Origin of the sequence: Pedobacter miscanthi, assembly GCF_032678605.1 — a bacterium.
In the GTDB taxonomy this organism is placed as follows: domain Bacteria; phylum Bacteroidota; class Bacteroidia; order Sphingobacteriales; family Sphingobacteriaceae; genus Pedobacter; species Pedobacter miscanthi_A.
On sequence record NZ_JAVTSU010000007.1, the window covers coordinates 131,079 to 146,956 of the forward strand.

The following is a 15,878-nucleotide window of genomic DNA, read 5'->3' on the forward strand; positions in this document are numbered from 1 at the left end:
AAAAGGAAATAAAGATATGTGCGGAAGAACACTGATCGGAGAAAGTCTGGCAATGGCTGCAAAGGCAGGTTTGCTCCTCGGCGGAGATACCAGGGAAAAGGATACAAACCGTCCCCCTGGAACGGATATGCCCGTGATTTTGGATGCGAGGCCGGGAAGGTTGCATTATGTCAAATGGGGACTGATCCCATCGGGATCCAAAGAGGTACCTAAATTCTCAACCACTTACTGCAGGATCGAAACCATGTTCAGCCTGCCGACCTACCGTCCGCTGATCGGCAGGAGGCACTGTGTTTTTGTGGTGGAGGGTTTTTATGAATGGGACAGGGGTGGCAGTGCCAGACAGCCCTATTTTTTTGAAAGGAAAGATGGTGGCATACTGTTATTGGCCGGTTATTGGGACAGTTGGAAAGATCCACGCACAGGGATTGTGATTCCTTCCTGTACCATGATTATGCAGAAGGCAAACGATTATGTGGGAAAGATTCATGACCGGATGCCGTGTATCCTGTCGCAGGCCGAAAGTGCTGTCTGGCTGGACCGTGAACTTCCGGTTGAACAGCGGTTAAAGGCGCTTCATCCTGTTGATAATACACTGCTAAAAGGCTGGCAGGTGGATCCGAAGATAAACAATGCCCGTAACAAGGATGAAAATAATAACAATCCTTCCGGGCCTGACTTGACGCTTTTTGACTAGCGTATACTGAAAGCAGATCACTTGTGTTTTAACCGGTAGTTTGGGTGAAGGGGCTTAACGCTTTCACTAAGCCTCTAACTGTTTTATGAGATGCCCTGTTCTTTGGTATTGATGTATCGATCACGTATTGCATGATGGGATCTGAAGGGTCGGGATTACGCAAACAGCCCAAAAGTTTGCCGGGCATTAAAATGTAAGCTACGGATTATTGCTATACGGTCGTGGGATCACCAGGGCTGTTTATCAAATTGCCAACCTAGTATAATCTTTGGGGATGGATGGGATTGATGGCCTGTCTCAATAATGATAAGGGCCGCTGATCTGTTGATAGCAGCCCTTAGTTGTATTTAACCTGACTCCTTTTTTTGAAAGTTTTATAAACTTCAATTATGACCTTGAGCCTTTCAAAGCGGTAATTTCTGTTAGAGCACCCTGTATCCCGTCCCGTTGTCTGGTCAACAGGTCAATATGGTCCGCGTGGGTGGATGGATCTTTAAGAAGTGCATCATATTTTTCGATCGCTGCCTTTTCGCCTGTTTCAACTGCGCCAAGTACTGCGGCATCTTCTTTACTGCTCAATGCTTCTTTAACCTCGATCCATGCACGGTGCAGGCTCCCCAGAATGCCGCCTTCACTGTTATCGGATTCTCCGCCGTGTGATGCCAGATGGGCTTTCAATTCCAGTTCATATGCTTTTCTCTCCGCGGCATATTTCAGAAAAACAGCTTTGAGCTCCAGGTTTTCGGTGGTCTCTGCCGCAGACTCGTATCCTTCTTTACCGTCGTTTACAATTGATATAAGACCCTTCAGGTCGCCGATGATTTTATTGTTGTTTTCCATGTTTTTATAAGTTGTTTTTCCTTAAAGAACTGGTAATTGGTTCATATTGTTTTGAAATAACTTTTACATTGATGGGGCAGGTGATGTGGGTTCCTGTTATAAATAAACTATAAGTTATCCACATTGCCATAGTTTAAGGTTTTGATATTAAACTTAATTTCCACAGACAAGAAGGCGTTATTTCGAAATAAATTACTAACAATTTTAGTTTTTGCAGTTGTTGATAACTTTTAATTGATTTTAATTACTAATTTAATTAGTAATTTTGTTCAGACTTTGAGATATGCACAGCGATAAACACATCATCCATATGGACCAGGATGCATTTTTTGTATCTGTTGAGGTCCGCAAGAACCCTGACCTGATCGGAAAGGCGGTCATTATCGGTGGGAGTTCTGACCGTGGTGTGGTGGCGTCCTGCAGTTACGAGGCGCGGAAGTTCGGTGTCCATTCAGCCATGCCGGCGCGGATGGCCAGACAGTTGTGTCCGCATGCGGTTTTTCTGCGCGGCAATATGGATGAGTATTCGAAGGCTTCGCATGAGATTACCGATATTTTGAAGGAGCGGGTGCCGTTGATCGAAAAAGCAAGTATTGATGAGCATTATATCGATATGACAGGCATGGACCGTTTTCATGGATGTATGAAATACGCCCATGAGCTCAGGGCAACAGTGATCAAAGAGACCGGGCTGCCGATATCATTTGGTCTATCGGTAAATAAAACGGTTTCCAAAATGGCTACCAATGAGTGTAAGCCCAATGGGGAGCTCGATATCCAGCAGCCCGGCGTTGTTCCTTTCCTGAATCCGTTGTCGATCCGTAAAATTCCGGGGCTGGGGGAGAAAACCTTTATCAAGCTGAGCGATATGGGTATCAAGAAAATCTACACCCTTTCGCAGGTTTCACCCGATCACATGAATGCCTTACTGGGGAAAAACGGCCTCTCGCTGTTGCAGAAATCCAAGGGGATCGATTATTCGCCTGTGGTTCCCTATTCTGAAGCTAAAAGTATCGGTACACAGTCGACATTTAAATCCGATTCAATCGATGTAACGATGATCGGCAACCTGCTCACCGCGATGGTAATGGATATAGCTTTCCAGCTGCGGGAGCAAAAAAAACTCTGCGCCTGTATCACCCTCACCATCCGTTACTCGGATTTTGAAGACGTTACCAGGCAGGCATCCATTCCCTATACCGCGCTGGATTCGGTGCTGATTGCCAAAGCAAAGGATCTCTTCCGCCAGCTTTTCCAGAAAAGGAAACTCATCAGGTTGGTCGGGGTACGCCTTTCCAATCTGGTGACGGGTTTTGAGCAGATCGACCTTTATTCACAGAGCGAAGAGCAGTATTCTCTTTATCAGGCGCTTGATAAGATCCGTCACCGTTTCGGTTCCAAATCCATATCGATAGCATCTACGATGAACATTGAACTTTAATATTTTTTATCATGTACATCAATGTCCATTCCCAATATTCCCTGCGTTACGGCACAATGCCGGTTCCAAGGCTGATCGAAGAGGCCACATCCCGTGGCGTAACGCAGATGGTTTTATCCGACATCAACAACTCCACGGGTGTGATGGAGTTTATCCGCGGATGCCGTGAGGCTGGTATCAAGCCGATCGGCGGACTGGAGTTCAGGCGGGACAAAAAACTGCTTTACATCGGCATCGCCAGGAACAGGGAGGGCATGCGTGAACTCAATGAGTTTCTGAGCCACCATAACCTGGCTCAAAAAGAACTTCCGGACGAGGCTGAGGTGATGGTAAACGCTTATATGATCTATCCTTTTGGTTATAAGGGGATACTTAAGGATAATGAATACCTGGGTATCCGTTTTGATGAGCTGCACAGTCTGTTCAATGTTGAGCTTAAAAACCTTAAACAAAAACTTGTGGTGCTCCAGCCTGTTTTTGTCTGCAACAGATTGGAGTACCGCCTGCATGAATATCTCCGTGGGATAGACCTCAATACCCTGATCACCATGGTTGGGGATGAAGATAGGTGCGCTCCTACGGACTGTTTTTTGCCTCCGGGCGAGATTGAATCGCGCTTTTCCAAATTTGCTTTTATATTGGATAATACCCGTTCGCTGATGGACAGCTGTTCGATGGAGGAATATGCCGGGGGAAGGGTGAACCTGAACAGGAAAACTTTTACCGGTAATAAGGAGGATGACCGGGAGCTCCTTCAAAAACTGGCGCTCGGGGGGGTGGAATACAGATATGGAAAGACCAATAAGGATGCGTTTAAAAAAGTGAAACATGAACTCAAAGTGATTTTTGAGCTTGATTTCTGTGCTTATTTTCTCATCACCTGGGATATTATCCGTTATGCCTCCTCGCGGGGTTATTATCATGTTGGCAGGGGATCAGGGGCAAATTCAACGGTTGCTTATTGTCTTCGCATCACGGATGTGGATCCTATTGAACTGGATCTGTATTTTGAAAGGTTTTTGAATGCACAGCGCACCTCGCCGCCGGATTTTGACCTTGATTTTTCATGGGACGAAAGGGAGGATGTGCAGGATTATATCTTTAAAAGGTACGGATCTTCGCATACTGCGCTGCTGGGCACGATGTCAACCTTTAAGGACCGCTCGGTGATCCGCGAGATCGGAAAGGTGATGGGCCTGCCCAAGGGGGAAATCGACGGGTTCACCGATCCGGCCCGGGCTGCGGTGAACAGGGACAATGAAACCTTTAAAAAGATAATGGCAATTTATCAGATGATGCAGAACATGCCCAATCAGCGCAGCATACATGCCGGAGGGGTGCTGATCTCTGAGGAGCCGATTACCTATTATACCGCGCTCGATCTACCCCCAAAGGGGATGCCCACTGTACAGTGGGATATGTACGAGGCGGAGAAGATCGGCTTTGATAAGTATGATATCCTTTCCCAGCGCGGTATCGGCCATATCAAGGAAGCGGTCAGGCTGGTGGAAGAAAACCTGGGGAAAAAGGTGGATGTCCACCAGGTGAGAAAATTCATGGATGATCCGTTGCTGAACAATAAACTGAAGATCGGTGATACCATCGGCTGCTTTTATATTGAATCCCCTGCAATGCGGCAGCTGCTGACCAAACTGCGGTGCGACTCTTATCTGGTACTGGTAGCTGCATCATCAATCATCCGTCCGGGGGTGGCCAGCTCCGGGATGATGCCGGCCTATATACGCTACCACCATGATCCTTCTAAAGTGCAGTACCTGCACCCGGTTATGGAGGAAATGCTCGGGGAAACCTATGGGGTAATGGTGTATCAGGAGGATGTGATCAAGATCTGTATCCATTTTGCAGGGATGGATGGGACGGATGCCGACATCCTTCGGCGTGGCATGAGCGGGAAGTACCGCTCCAAAAGTGAATTTGACAGGTTGGTGGAACGGTTTTTTGAGGAAGCCCGAAAGCTGGGCCGGCCGGAAGAAACCATAGCGGAAGTCTGGAGGCAGGTTTCCAGTTTTGCAGGCTATAGTTTTTCCAAGGCACATTCGGCCAGTTTTGCGGTGGAGAGTTACCAAAGTTTATTTTTGAAAACTTACTATCCACGGGAATTCATGGTTGCTGTGCTCAACAATTATGGTGGTTTTTATTCCCGCTGGCTTTATGTTCATGAGCTGGCTAAATCAGGGGCCAAAGTACATCTGCCCTGCGTGAACCGTTCTTTTTCGGCGGTTTCGATTTTTGGGGATGATGCCTTTCTGGGTTTTGTCGGCATTTTGGGGCTGGAGGGGAAATATGTGGAACTCATTCCCGAAGAGCGCAGGCTGAAGGGAGACTATCTCTCTGCACAGGACCTGATCAAACGGACAGGTATGGGGATTGAGCAGGTCGTAATCCTGATCCGGGTGGGGGCGTTGCGGTTTACGGGAAAAAGTAAAAAAGAACTTTTATGGGAGGTGCACCTGATGATGGGGCAGAAGGTCAGGCCCAGTGCGGCATCGGAACTCTTCGAGGTTGAAAAGAAAAACTATTCGATGCCGGTGCTGGTAAATACAGCGCTCGAGAATGCTTATCATGAACTTGAACTGCTGGGTTTTCCACTTTCCATGTCCATGTTCGATCTACTGAAAACAGCATACCGTGGAGCGGTTAGGGTATCAGACCTGAAATCTTATGTGGGGAAGATGGTCAAGCTTGTAGGTCATTATGTATGCGAAAAAACGGTGCATACCAAGAACAACAAAAAAATGTGGTTCGGTACCTTTCTGGATGCTGAGGGAAGTTTTTTTGATACCACGCATTTTCCCAATTCTACCCCAGCTTATCCTTTCCGGGGTCATGGATGTTATCTGATCTCGGGGCTTGTGGTAGAAGATTTCGGTTTTCCGAGCATTGAGGTAAGACAGTTTGCCAAACTTCCGATCCTTTCAAACCCGGTGATGGATTAAAGCAAACAAAATACCCTATATACTGGTTATTCTACCAAAATTAATAAGGTGAAAAACCCAGCGGAGACCGGTGTCCTCACGCCGGATAACCGATGTGCCCGGAGTGTGCGAAAACATGATCAATGTTGCCGTATCTACGGATGCAAATGTTGCAGAAATTAAAATGGGGTAGAAAAAATCAATGGAGATTTTGAAATTGATAGGCAAAAAATTAAGGTCAATTGTATCGGGCAAAATGGAGCATTATTCGAACGTATTTAAGCAGAACCTTGTAGCGACCACCAGAACGGTGGTGCTCGATTATCTTTTTGGTGAGGGCGACGCTATGGATGCCTATCAACTGGTGCGCTTTGCGGAAGGCGAGCCCTGGAATGTATTATATAATGGTTTTCTTTTGGGAAGCTTAAGTAAAGTTGATGGGATCTGGATATCTGCAAACGGAGAAAATCTCGATGGGGGACGCATAAGTGCAATCGGAAAGTTTATAGACAGCCAGCACTTTAACCTGCTGCCCGACAAGATCAAGGTCCACTGGGAAGAGCAGGTAAAGGAAGTGATCATGGAGAATGACAGCAGTTATATGGTGGTCTGTAGGGATGGTATTGAGTTTGATTGCTTTAGGTTAATCTTCAGTTCCTTTGTTTCGGAACTTGTAGAAGAAGAGTGGCCTGTTGTTTTTAGTGTATATAATGCAGCGTTTTCTGATGATTTCAAGGTTGAGGTGACCTGATTTATGAAATACGGTGTTGTGTTTTACAAAACTATCCTTCAAAGGACTTGTTCTTATCGTTATGGAAGGCAATGGAATTATGCATTATTTTAAGGCAATGAAAAAATGGGGCTTCAGCCACCGTAGTCAATTATTGCTGGGCAGTATTTTAGGCTTTTCCCTGACTGCGGCATTTCTGCTCGGGCGCAAAAAGAGTAGGTTGGGGACCTCTGTTTCCCAGGAACCAAATTTGAATATGGAAAGATATGTTTTTGAAATCCCTACCGGCAATGGACCGGTTCAGGCAGTGGTTGAAAGCAGTGGAGAATGTTATAGTGTAAAATTTGATGGCCGTTACATCGGCACTATGTGGCGGGAGGGACGGGGTATGAAGTGGAATACGCATGATGAAGACCTTAAGCCTTACCTCTGGGATATTTCAAACCTGCTTTCAGGAGCTTTTTCCAGAAAAGGCTTTCCTTCCCTGCTCAAAGGGGCTTATCCCGAAATCCGTTCCACAGAGTGGAAGGGCAGTGAAACCCTGGAGGTGGTTATTTCGGATGAGACCGACCTTGAGGTTTTTTCAACTTTTTTGAAAGATGAAATTTTGAACCTTGTGGATTTCGAAGAGCATTTGGACCTGGTCGTCAAAAAGGCTGGAAATGCCTATTTTGTCCTTGTCGGGATCAATTAGCCTTTTTCTTGGTAGAAAAGATTTTGTATTTTATGATGATGATGATAAATGGCGGGCCGGTTGCGGTATATGAATGGTCAGCAGCTGGGGGTTTTTTAAGTAGCGTGGGACCTTCCGCACATTTTGAATACGGAGATCTGCCGGCCCTGGAGTATTCCGCTCAGCTACGCAGGGTTCGGTTGGGGGCTGGTTGGGCATAAAGTACAACGGGCAGTTCGGTAAAGGTTACGGGAATGGATCATTAAAGTAAACTAGACTTAAACCATATACCTTTTACTGACATACAATCAACGGATAATTAGTATTATAAAGATTAAATGGAAAATGTAATTTATGATCTCTCGGTAAAGGGAAGGGATGTTAGGGTTATCAGTAACGGGCAGACTTTCACTTCCGATGGGCTTAGATCGGGGATGTGGTTTGATAACGATCAATATGGTTTTTTTACATGGGACGAAGATATTGATGATAATTACACGGCATATTATGAACTCAAGCCTGAGCTGGTACGGGTGCTTAAAAATGAAAAACAGTTTTTTATCGGAAAGTTAAAAGACAGGTTTCCCCAGATCCTTAAAATAACAGAACCCTCTTCTGCAGTATTGGAAATAGAACTTCAGGAGGATGCGGATTTCTATAAACTCATACCGGAGATCAGGAAATCTGCCATTGAAATTGCAACTTTTAATACGGCCTTGCTCATCGTGATTATGAATGAAGAATTCCCGTTCGAATTTTCCATAAATGCGGATGTGTACAGGGTGGTGATCGAAAATGATTTTTATCAGGTCACCAGGTATGAGGACGGTTACAAGACCTTGTTTAATGCTAAGCAGACTGAAACCTATGCGAAGTCTTTTTTTGAGGAAGATATCGCGAGGTTTAAGATAATCCTTTCCAAAATAAGGGAAATCCAGGATAAAAGGGACAAAGTATTTAATTCCTGATTGATTTAGGATTCTCTTTTATAATTTAACTGAGCAGATCCCGAAGCCTTTACTTTGATTTAAAAGAACGGTTAATACGTGCACCAGTTAGCAATTTACCAGACATCCTTTGCTTTGGTATTGATCGTATCCAAAACAAACTGCATGACCGGATTTTTCAGATCGGGATGGCGAAGGTTTTCCCTGAGCTCATCGTTCCAGTTGATCAGTGCATCCTCTGGCGTATCACCACAGCCAAAGATGCCGCTTTGTGGGTCGGGGCCAAGTACCGTACAAAATCGGTCTCCGTGTTTGTAAAGAAGTGGACGGAATTCCCCGACGTATTGTGGCAATCTGAACCTGCTAAAATCAAAACTTATCTTTTGCTCATCGCTGACATTCATCTGTTCCATAAAGCTCATATATATTGTGGTTTATTAAGCAAAACATTGTTGTCCAAAGACTTGTTTTAAAACTGGAACAAATACTTTGATTATGCCGTGGTACAACGGGGACTATCCTCCATCATATAAAAACCAGCCTTTGCAGCTCCGGGAAAAAGCAGTGGAAATTGCGAATGCGCTCTTGCAGGAGGGCGTGGAGGAGGGTATTGCGATAGCTACAGGATTAAAGCGCGCGCGTGAGCATTTTGAAAAGGAAGGTCAGGCTAAAGAAAGTAGGGATACACCGCAAAGGGCATCCTTACCGGACACTGACAGGGCAATCGACCGCCATGAAATAGAAAGTGACGGGGATACCCTGGAACCGCAGGAATTTGGTGCCAATACCGGGACAATAAACCTTAATGATCCGGATGAACTGGCTTACTGGGCGGAGCAGTTCCAGATCAGTACTGTTGAGCTAAAAGCTGCCGCTTTATTGCGGGGCGACAGTATTGCAGAAATCAAAAAATATTTATCGATGTAACTATGGCAGAACTACCGGATTTAACCGTCTTTGCCCAGATCCTTTCCCGCAGGTTTAAAGGGAAAGTGCTGGAAACGCTTGAAATCAGCGTAGCAAAAAAATTGAATGTTACGGGCAAGGAATTGAAAAAAGCGTTGGAAGGAAGGGAACTGATGAAAGTGGAAAGGGCAGGAAAAACCTTGCAGCTTTTTTTTTCTGGATCACAGGTCCTCGGGCTTCACCTGATGTTAAGGGGTGAACTAGTGCTGATAGACCAGGATGAGCCGCCGCGGTTTCAGATCCTGGGTTTTCATTTCGAGGGAGGTGATGCCTTTGCACTGATCGATCTTCAGAAGCAGGCCACGACGACCCTTAATCCTGAAGCGGTGGATACTCCGGACGCACTCGGTATGGATGAAGGATATTTTCTGGATTTACTCACTAAGAAAAAGACGGTCATCAAAACGCTGTTGATGGATCAGCACCAGATGCGCGGGATAGGTAATTCTTATGGTGATGAGATACTTTACCATGCCGGTATTTCTCCTTTTTCCATCGCTAAGGCCATCCCGGAAAAGATGGCAAAGATACTTTATGCCAGTATCGGTAAAGTACTGAACAGGGCAATTGAACAGATTGCCAGAGAGAATGGGGACGGGCTGACCGGTGAACTTCGGGATTTTATGCAGGTGCATGGCGCATCTTTGAAAGAGACATCAAAAGGAGAGGAGATTTTATCGCAGAAGATCGGCGGACGTAAAAGTTACTATACAAAAGGGCAGGAACTTTTTGAATAATCGACACTTTACCGATCTATTTATTTAATCTACTTTCTTCGGTCACATCATTTTATTGTATTATCCGCCTATTTATTCAGCCCTTGACTTAAAAAGGCATATTATTTAGCGCATACCGTCTTTTTTGTTTTTCCCTCTCAATGATCAGACCCTATAGTGTTCGAGCCCCTAATTGGTTGGTACTTGAATGGGCAGTAGCTTGCCAATGAGATTTAGAGTTGTTTGCAATATCCAAGGGGAAGCAAAATTGGAATGATACTTTGTTCTGGAGTGGCAATTTCAGGGAATGGCAAAACAATTGTAGCGCATATGGGATTATAAGGTAAATACTAAACTATGAGCACGGTAAACAATCTTTCCAAAGACCTCCAGAAATTCATTGATAAGTTTGAACCGAATAAATTCAAGGTAATGCGTTCGGGCATAGAGGTGAAGGGTATGAACAATATTCATGAAGCCATTGAAACAGCCAAGGGGCTTATCGAAAAGTTGAAACTTAATCTTCAGGTATCCCATAATGCAGAAATGGTGAGCTATGGTGCATTTGAAGTCAGGACGCTTTAGCTGGGCTTCAAAAAAGCCCGGTTTCTTACGGGTATATCTTAAGGAGTGTGTTGTAGGAAAATTCAAGGTTGTTGAGCTTCACCTACCATTGCGCTTCATCTGCCTGGTATGAAACGGGACGGGCATCTTTGATCATCCAGATGAAAAGCATTTTATCTGGGCCGTGGAGTGCGATTTCAATATCCCGTAACTCAATGGATTGGCCTATACGCTCTGTAATGCCCGTTTTTACCCATTCCCAAATTTCTCCGCCCCTTGTTATGCCGTTGTTGAATTGGATATTGCCTGCAGCAATTTCCGTTTCCGTTATTGCAATTTGATACCATTGATCTTCATCGTCCCTGGAGATCCATGCCAGTTTCTTAAAGAGCATGCATGAACCGTCAACAGTTTCGCTGAAACTCAAACAGTAGTAAAAATTCATTGGACAATTGATGTTTTAGACTGCTAATATAAAAACATCTTAATATTTGTCTTTTGCCGGAATGTAAAAGTTTCAGATATTATTTATAACATACAGGCAGGCGAATAGATCTGAAGGGGGTATTCTATTATCCTTATTCTGGAATTATTAGGGTTTGATATTTTGTTGTTAATTTTCCAATGGAAGTTCAACAATGAAGGTTGTGCCCTTGCCTTCGCCGCTTTCCACCCGGATTGTGCCCTGGTGTAACCCGATAATCTCGCGGCAGAGGTATAGTCCGATCCCGAAGCCTGCGATTGATCCGATCTGGGGGTTTTGGACCCTGTGATAGCGTTCGAAAATCTTCTCATGGTCTTCTTTTGCAATTTCTATGCCTTCATCCCTTACGGATAACTGTACTTTGCCTGGGTCCCTCTGCTGGAAGGCAACTGTGATCCTGGTTCCCATTGGTGAATATTTAACCGCATTTCCCACGAGGTTTTGAATTACCTGTGAAATTTTTTCCCGGTCTGCGATCAGCGTCAGCTTTTCTGTGGGCTGGAATTCAATTATATGTGTGTGGATCGTGGAAAGCATTTCTTCTTCGAGCTCGGCAAGAAGTTTCTTGAGATCGGTTTGTGTTTTTTCGATCATCATTTTTCCCGACTCCAGCCTAGAGATATTAAGAAAGCCGTTGATCATGGAGTTCATGTTCCGTACCTGTCTGACTGATTTGACAAGAACGGTTTGCTGGGTGGTCTCTCCGGTAAGGTTGGCCTGCCGTTGGAGTACCTGTAGGTAGGCATTCAGGGAAGTCAAAGGAGTTTTTAGTTCATGGCTTACCATGCCCATGAAGTCGTCTTTGCGCTGTTCATCTTCTTTTTGTTGGGTGATGTCCCTTAATGTGCCGTTCAGGCTCACAGCTTTACCGTCGGAACCATAAAATACCCTCCCTTGTGCATGAACCAGCCTGAGGTTTATTTCCGATGGGTTTTTGATGCTGTATTCAATATTATATTGGCCGTTTGATCCCTCCCGGAGTGCTTCGCTGATGGCAGCGGTTACGCGGTCCCTGTCTTCATCATGGATGGTCCTGAGTGCCAGTGACAGGTCCAGGTTTTCTTCTGCAGAAAGCCCGAACCATGATTTCAGCAGGTGGTTGCCTGAAAAGAGGTTGCTCTGGGGTTCGTAATAAAATGTTGCCAGTTCTCCGGCATCAATTGCAAGGGCAAGCATCTGCTGGTCTTTTTCACTACTGCGCCGGTTCAACACCTGTTGTGTAATTTCTTCGAGGATGACCAGCACTCCGGTGACCTCGCCGGATGAGACAATGGGTTGGTAGATGGAGTTTACGATTGCTTCTCTCAATCCTCCTTTATAGCGGAGCTTTACCAGAAACTCTTTATTGACCTTTGGCTTGCCGGTTGAGTAAACGTTGTCCAGCCAAAGATTGACAGGTTGTCCCTGGAGTTCGGGCCTGGCCGCATGGTGGGGATGTCCGATTACTTCTATACCTTCACGTCCCCAGATTTTAAGGATCTCGGGGTTGGCGATTTCGATGATGTGTTCGGGGCCCTGCAGCATCGCGATTCCCACAGGGGCCTGCTCGATAATGGTCCTCACATGTTCCCGGCTTTCGCCCAGCAGTTTCAGTGAGCTGTTCAGATCCTCGTTTGTGGAGGTCAGCTCTTCCATGGTGGTAGCCATTTCTTCGATCAGGGCCTGTTCTTTTTCTTCTTTTTGCTGTAGGCGCTCAAGGTAAGCCCTGTTTGATGTGACGTCTTTTGCGGTATTTAGAATGCAGTATGTTTTGTTGTCACTGCCTAGTATTGCTTTATATTCATAATCAAAGTAACCTATGGTCGGCATGCGGTTCTTGATGAGCTGGGCCGGTGCCTCTGTTACCGAGTAGCTGATACCAGTAAGCCAAACCTGTCTGAGTATGGGTAAAAAGGGCTGGCCCTCTAATTCTGGAATTGCTTCTATCAGTGGTTTTCCGATTACGGAGCTGTCCCTGCCCCACAGTGTGAGCATTCCATCGTTCGCAAACTGGATACGCATATCTTCACCGCTGTAGATCGCGGTGGGCTCAGTGGACAACTGGAGGGCCTGGATAATCAGCTCTCCGCTAAAATTGTTTTCCTGCGGTCTTTCTTCAGTCTTCATCAATAATCCAAAGATATGGAAACTGGGATAAAAATTATGGTGGATATTGCTTGGAAATTTATGGAAACCTGGAGGAAATGGCTTATTTAAATTCTGCCGGTAAAGCAAAATGGAAAGTTGACCCCTGGTTCTGTTCGCTCTCAACCTTGATTTCGCTCTGATGGTATTTAAGGATTTCCGATACAAGGTACAGTCCAATGCCAAATCCGGATACTTCTTTATGGTTATTGTCGTTTATACGGTAATAGCGGTCAAATAATCTTTTTTGATCTGTCTTATTGATCCCAATGCCCTGGTCAACTACGGAAATGTTAACCTCGCCCGGGCACTTTTCGCATGTGACTGTAACGGTTCCGCCCATTGGGGAGTATTTGATTGCATTGCTTACCAGATTGCTTAATACCTGCCCGATCTTGTCCCGGTCGGCATCAATTTCGATTCCCTTAAAGTCTCCAGATCGGATGTTATGTTTTGTGGTCAGTAATTGTGCATCCTCTACGATTTCTGTTACAAGGGATTCCAGGTCAAACTTTTTCCTGCGGAGATGGATCTTGCCATCTTCGATTTTGGCAAGGCTTAAAAAGTCGTGCGCCATCGCAACCATTTTTTTGGCCTGGATCTCTATCCTGGAAAGCACCTGCATATTGAATCCATCTGTATCCTTGCCCCACTTTCTCATTAAAAGCTGAACATATGAGGTGATTGCAGTTAACGGGGTTTTAAGTTCGTGGCTGACCATTGCAACAAAATCATTCTTCCGCTGTTCCTCATATTTCTTTTCGGTGACGTCCCGGGTAAAGCAACGGGTGTGGATGAATTTACCATCTTTTCTAAGCACATTTGAATTGATCAGTACGTGTTTGACCGAACCATCCTTGCATTTAAGGCTTGCAGAATAATCGTAAAGTGTTTCATTCCTGATCAGGCGGTCCAAAATATCGTTGATCACATTCTGATCTGCATGGAAGTCACTGATCGGAAAACCGATGTATTCCTCTTTCAGATAGCCCAGTGCATCGAGTTCGGCCTGGTTGGCCCATATGATAATCCCATCTCCATCGACCCAATGGAGTGGAATGGAGGCATTTTCGAAAAAGTCGGTCAGTTCCTCAACTTTTAGCTTCAGTTCTTCGTTTTCTTTTTTGTATTTGGCAAGCTGTTCTACAAGTTCAAATCTATCTTCCATATCAAGGGCACTTCTATGCTGGTCTGCATGCAAATTCTCCGTGAAGATAAATATATTAATCCGCTTATGAATTGTCAATCTGGCCATGGAAGCAGTTATGGGTAAAACACTGCGTATTTATACCGCGTTTATAGCTTTTATAAGATTTTATTGATGAATCTGCGAACGATGTTGCTTAGTATCAACAAGAAAAATCTTTTACCAACATACTAAAGCAATAGCCTTGTAACTTCAATTTCTAAACACCTTTATTGCCCCAGGGAGGGCAAATCGATCAGGATAGCTATTTTATTTTTCCTGACTCTTAACGTATCCGGATTATTGTTCCAAAACTTTGATCGATTTTTTTTGTTTTTTTCAAAACCATCATTGGAAATAAACATACGCAAAAGAAATATTGGATTAAATTTTAACGGAAACGGGGGGAGGGGAGCTCAGGCTTTGGGCACCCCTGGCAGAGCGGTTTTTTTTTATAAGTGATGGTGGACTGGATTTTGAGATGTTTGACGAATCTTTTAGGATGAACATACCGGGCAATGGGCTGAAGGGGTAAGAAAGGTTTTTGGTGTTATGAAGTATTATAATATACCGGCTTAAGGCCGGTAACGGTAGTTTCTGGGCGTCATGTTCCGCCGAAACATAAGTGATGCCCAGTGCTCGTGGAAGAAGTTGTATTATACTGAATTTAATCAAATGGAACACGATAAAATAACCAGGTTTTTAACTGCCCACAACCAGGCTTACCTTAAAGCCTTGGAAGAAATAATGGACGGGAGAAAAGCCAGCCACTGGATGTGGTATATATTTCCTCAGTTAAAGGGATTGGGTAAGAGTGAGATATCAGAATATTATGCTCTTGATAATATCAGGGAGGCTGGTGAATATCTCCGCCATCCCATTCTGGGTAAACATCTTGTTGAAATTTCACGGGCCGTTTTATCTCTTGATGGGAGAACCGCTTATGGGATCTTCGGTTCCCCGGACGATCTGAAGCTGCGCTCCTGTATGACCCTTTTCGCAAAAGTAGATGATTCGGATCCTGTGTTCGGAAATGTTTTGGGTAAGTATTTTGATGATCAGCGCGATGAACTGACGCTTGATTTTTTAGGTAAAAATTGATACTTAAAAAGGCCTTAAGGAATTGTATATCGTTTAATGGTATGCTGATGATCCTCAGGGGGCTGTAGATCTTGATCGGTACTTGCATTTGATAGTTCTCAATTATAATGTCTTGCCGTTTTTAACTGGACGGGGGTGGTGACAATATCATCCCGACTGTTTATGCTGGAACTCCTCCCAATTTGTAAAGCCTATAAACTGTGAGATGCTATCCATTACGAAGGGTGAGAACTGATCGTTGGTGCTGGGAAATCCAAAAAAGCGTTTGATTGTAGTTTCGGAAATATAGTTTCTGTTTTGTTCGAAAATCTGGATTGAAATATTCCTGCAATCATTGATATCAATAATTGCTATGCCACATTTTGCCAGTACCTGTTTTTGCAGTGCTACGAATAGATCGGCTTCTTTCATAATTGAGTTTAAAGATTGCTATTGTGAACTTTGATATTGGTATTCAATGATTTAGCTTTAAT

General features: G+C 44.6%; 16 protein-coding genes. 10 read left to right on the forward strand and 6 right to left on the reverse strand.

The window, feature by feature from the left end:
* Positions 1-16 precede the first annotated feature (16 nt).
* Positions 17-697 carry an SOS response-associated peptidase gene (locus R2R28_RS12260; RefSeq protein WP_316825978.1) on the forward strand — a complete coding sequence of 227 codons (681 nt, stop codon included), beginning with the start codon at positions 17-19 and terminating at the stop codon, positions 695-697.
* A 387-nt stretch (positions 698-1,084) separates the two neighbouring features.
* Here R2R28_RS12260 and R2R28_RS12265 read toward each other — a convergent pair whose 3' ends face one another.
* Positions 1,085-1,537, reverse strand: coding sequence for a PA2169 family four-helix-bundle protein (locus R2R28_RS12265; protein WP_316825979.1), 453 nt, complete (start codon positions 1,535-1,537; stop codon positions 1,085-1,087).
* A 283-nt stretch (positions 1,538-1,820) separates the two neighbouring features.
* On the opposite strand from R2R28_RS12265, the gene dinB reads away from it, so the two are divergent.
* From dinB to R2R28_RS12290, 5 genes are all read left to right on the forward strand, one after another.
* Positions 1,821-2,978 (forward strand): DNA polymerase IV, encoded by a 1,158-nt coding sequence (dinB, locus tag R2R28_RS12270; protein WP_316825980.1) that lies wholly within the window; start codon positions 1,821-1,823, stop codon positions 2,976-2,978.
* An 11-nt stretch (positions 2,979-2,989) separates the two neighbouring features.
* A complete protein-coding gene (locus R2R28_RS12275; protein WP_316825981.1) occupies positions 2,990-5,935 on the forward strand; it encodes a DNA polymerase III subunit alpha in 2,946 nt (981 codons plus the stop codon).
* 181 nt (positions 5,936-6,116) lie between these two features.
* The gene (locus R2R28_RS12280; protein ID WP_316825982.1) at positions 6,117-6,665 is read left to right on the forward strand and encodes a hypothetical protein; all 549 of its coding nucleotides are present in this window, start codon (positions 6,117-6,119) and stop codon (positions 6,663-6,665) included.
* Positions 6,666-6,726: 61 nt separating this feature from the next.
* Positions 6,727-7,338: a hypothetical protein gene (locus R2R28_RS12285; RefSeq protein ID WP_316825983.1), complete on the forward strand. Its 612-nt coding sequence runs from the start codon at positions 6,727-6,729 to the stop codon at positions 7,336-7,338.
* A gap of 317 nt (positions 7,339-7,655) precedes the next feature.
* Positions 7,656-8,285: a hypothetical protein gene (locus R2R28_RS12290; RefSeq protein WP_316825984.1), complete on the forward strand. Its 630-nt coding sequence runs from the start codon at positions 7,656-7,658 to the stop codon at positions 8,283-8,285.
* A 95-nt stretch (positions 8,286-8,380) separates the two neighbouring features.
* Here R2R28_RS12290 and R2R28_RS12295 read toward each other — a convergent pair whose 3' ends face one another.
* The gene (locus tag R2R28_RS12295) at positions 8,381-8,686 is read right to left on the reverse strand and encodes a hypothetical protein (protein WP_316825985.1); all 306 of its coding nucleotides are present in this window, start codon (positions 8,684-8,686) and stop codon (positions 8,381-8,383) included.
* A gap of 73 nt (positions 8,687-8,759) precedes the next feature.
* On the opposite strand from R2R28_RS12295, the gene R2R28_RS12300 reads away from it, so the two are divergent.
* From R2R28_RS12300 to R2R28_RS12310, 3 genes are all read left to right on the forward strand, one after another.
* Positions 8,760-9,191 carry a DUF3606 domain-containing protein gene (locus R2R28_RS12300; protein WP_316825986.1) on the forward strand — a complete coding sequence of 144 codons (432 nt, stop codon included), beginning with the start codon at positions 8,760-8,762 and terminating at the stop codon, positions 9,189-9,191.
* Between the two features lie 2 nt (positions 9,192-9,193).
* A complete protein-coding gene (locus tag R2R28_RS12305) occupies positions 9,194-9,967 on the forward strand; it encodes a DNA-formamidopyrimidine glycosylase family protein (protein WP_316825987.1) in 774 nt (257 codons plus the stop codon).
* A 336-nt stretch (positions 9,968-10,303) separates the two neighbouring features.
* The gene (locus R2R28_RS12310) at positions 10,304-10,531 is read left to right on the forward strand and encodes a hypothetical protein (RefSeq protein WP_316825988.1); all 228 of its coding nucleotides are present in this window, start codon (positions 10,304-10,306) and stop codon (positions 10,529-10,531) included.
* Between the two features lie 82 nt (positions 10,532-10,613).
* Here the strand turns inward: R2R28_RS12310 and R2R28_RS12315 are convergent, their stop codons facing one another.
* From R2R28_RS12315 to R2R28_RS12325, 3 genes are all read right to left on the reverse strand, one after another.
* On the reverse strand, positions 10,614-10,955 hold the full coding sequence (locus tag R2R28_RS12315; RefSeq protein ID WP_316825989.1) for a hypothetical protein: 342 nt from the start codon (positions 10,953-10,955) through the stop codon (positions 10,614-10,616).
* Positions 10,956-11,123: 168 nt separating this feature from the next.
* Positions 11,124-13,100, reverse strand: a complete 1,977-nt coding sequence (locus R2R28_RS12320; RefSeq protein ID WP_316825990.1) for an ATP-binding protein — start codon at positions 13,098-13,100, stop codon at positions 11,124-11,126.
* A gap of 82 nt (positions 13,101-13,182) precedes the next feature.
* Positions 13,183-14,286 carry an ATP-binding protein gene (locus tag R2R28_RS12325; RefSeq protein ID WP_316825991.1) on the reverse strand — a complete coding sequence of 368 codons (1,104 nt, stop codon included), beginning with the start codon at positions 14,284-14,286 and terminating at the stop codon, positions 13,183-13,185.
* A 693-nt stretch (positions 14,287-14,979) separates the two neighbouring features.
* Between R2R28_RS12325 and R2R28_RS12330 the strand changes: the two genes are divergently transcribed.
* Positions 14,980-15,405: a DUF1810 domain-containing protein gene (locus tag R2R28_RS12330; protein WP_316825992.1), complete on the forward strand. Its 426-nt coding sequence runs from the start codon at positions 14,980-14,982 to the stop codon at positions 15,403-15,405.
* A gap of 147 nt (positions 15,406-15,552) precedes the next feature.
* Here the strand turns inward: R2R28_RS12330 and R2R28_RS12335 are convergent, their stop codons facing one another.
* Positions 15,553-15,816 (reverse strand): hypothetical protein, encoded by a 264-nt coding sequence (locus R2R28_RS12335; RefSeq protein ID WP_316825993.1) that lies wholly within the window; start codon positions 15,814-15,816, stop codon positions 15,553-15,555.
* Positions 15,817-15,878 lie beyond the last annotated feature (62 nt).

Bases quoted from the DNA above. Each gene is read 5' to 3' on its own strand.
- R2R28_RS12285 (WP_316825983.1), top strand. From the start codon at position 6,727: ATGGAAGGCAATGGAATTATGCATTATTTTAAGGCAATGAAAAAATGG.
- R2R28_RS12280 (WP_316825982.1), top strand. From the start codon at position 6,117: ATGGAGATTTTGAAATTGATAGGCAAAAAATTAAGGTCAATTGTATCG.
- R2R28_RS12335 (WP_316825993.1), bottom strand. From the start codon at position 15,816: ATGAAAGAAGCCGATCTATTCGTAGCACTGCAAAAACAGGTACTGGCA.
- R2R28_RS12265 (WP_316825979.1), bottom strand. From the start codon at position 1,537: ATGGAAAACAACAATAAAATCATCGGCGACCTGAAGGGTCTTATATCA.
- R2R28_RS12315 (WP_316825989.1), bottom strand. From the start codon at position 10,955: ATGAATTTTTACTACTGTTTGAGTTTCAGCGAAACTGTTGACGGTTCA.
- R2R28_RS12310 (WP_316825988.1), top strand. From the start codon at position 10,304: ATGAGCACGGTAAACAATCTTTCCAAAGACCTCCAGAAATTCATTGAT.
- R2R28_RS12320 (WP_316825990.1), bottom strand. From the start codon at position 13,100: ATGAAGACTGAAGAAAGACCGCAGGAAAACAATTTTAGCGGAGAGCTG.
- R2R28_RS12325 (WP_316825991.1), bottom strand. From the start codon at position 14,286: ATGGAAGATAGATTTGAACTTGTAGAACAGCTTGCCAAATACAAAAAA.
- R2R28_RS12305 (WP_316825987.1), top strand. From the start codon at position 9,194: ATGGCAGAACTACCGGATTTAACCGTCTTTGCCCAGATCCTTTCCCGC.
- R2R28_RS12295 (WP_316825985.1), bottom strand. From the start codon at position 8,686: ATGAGCTTTATGGAACAGATGAATGTCAGCGATGAGCAAAAGATAAGT.
- R2R28_RS12260 (WP_316825978.1), top strand. From the start codon at position 17: ATGTGCGGAAGAACACTGATCGGAGAAAGTCTGGCAATGGCTGCAAAG.
- R2R28_RS12290 (WP_316825984.1), top strand. From the start codon at position 7,656: ATGGAAAATGTAATTTATGATCTCTCGGTAAAGGGAAGGGATGTTAGG.
- dinB (WP_316825980.1), top strand. From the start codon at position 1,821: ATGCACAGCGATAAACACATCATCCATATGGACCAGGATGCATTTTTT.
- R2R28_RS12300 (WP_316825986.1), top strand. From the start codon at position 8,760: ATGCCGTGGTACAACGGGGACTATCCTCCATCATATAAAAACCAGCCT.
- R2R28_RS12275 (WP_316825981.1), top strand. From the start codon at position 2,990: ATGTACATCAATGTCCATTCCCAATATTCCCTGCGTTACGGCACAATG.
- R2R28_RS12330 (WP_316825992.1), top strand. From the start codon at position 14,980: ATGGAACACGATAAAATAACCAGGTTTTTAACTGCCCACAACCAGGCT.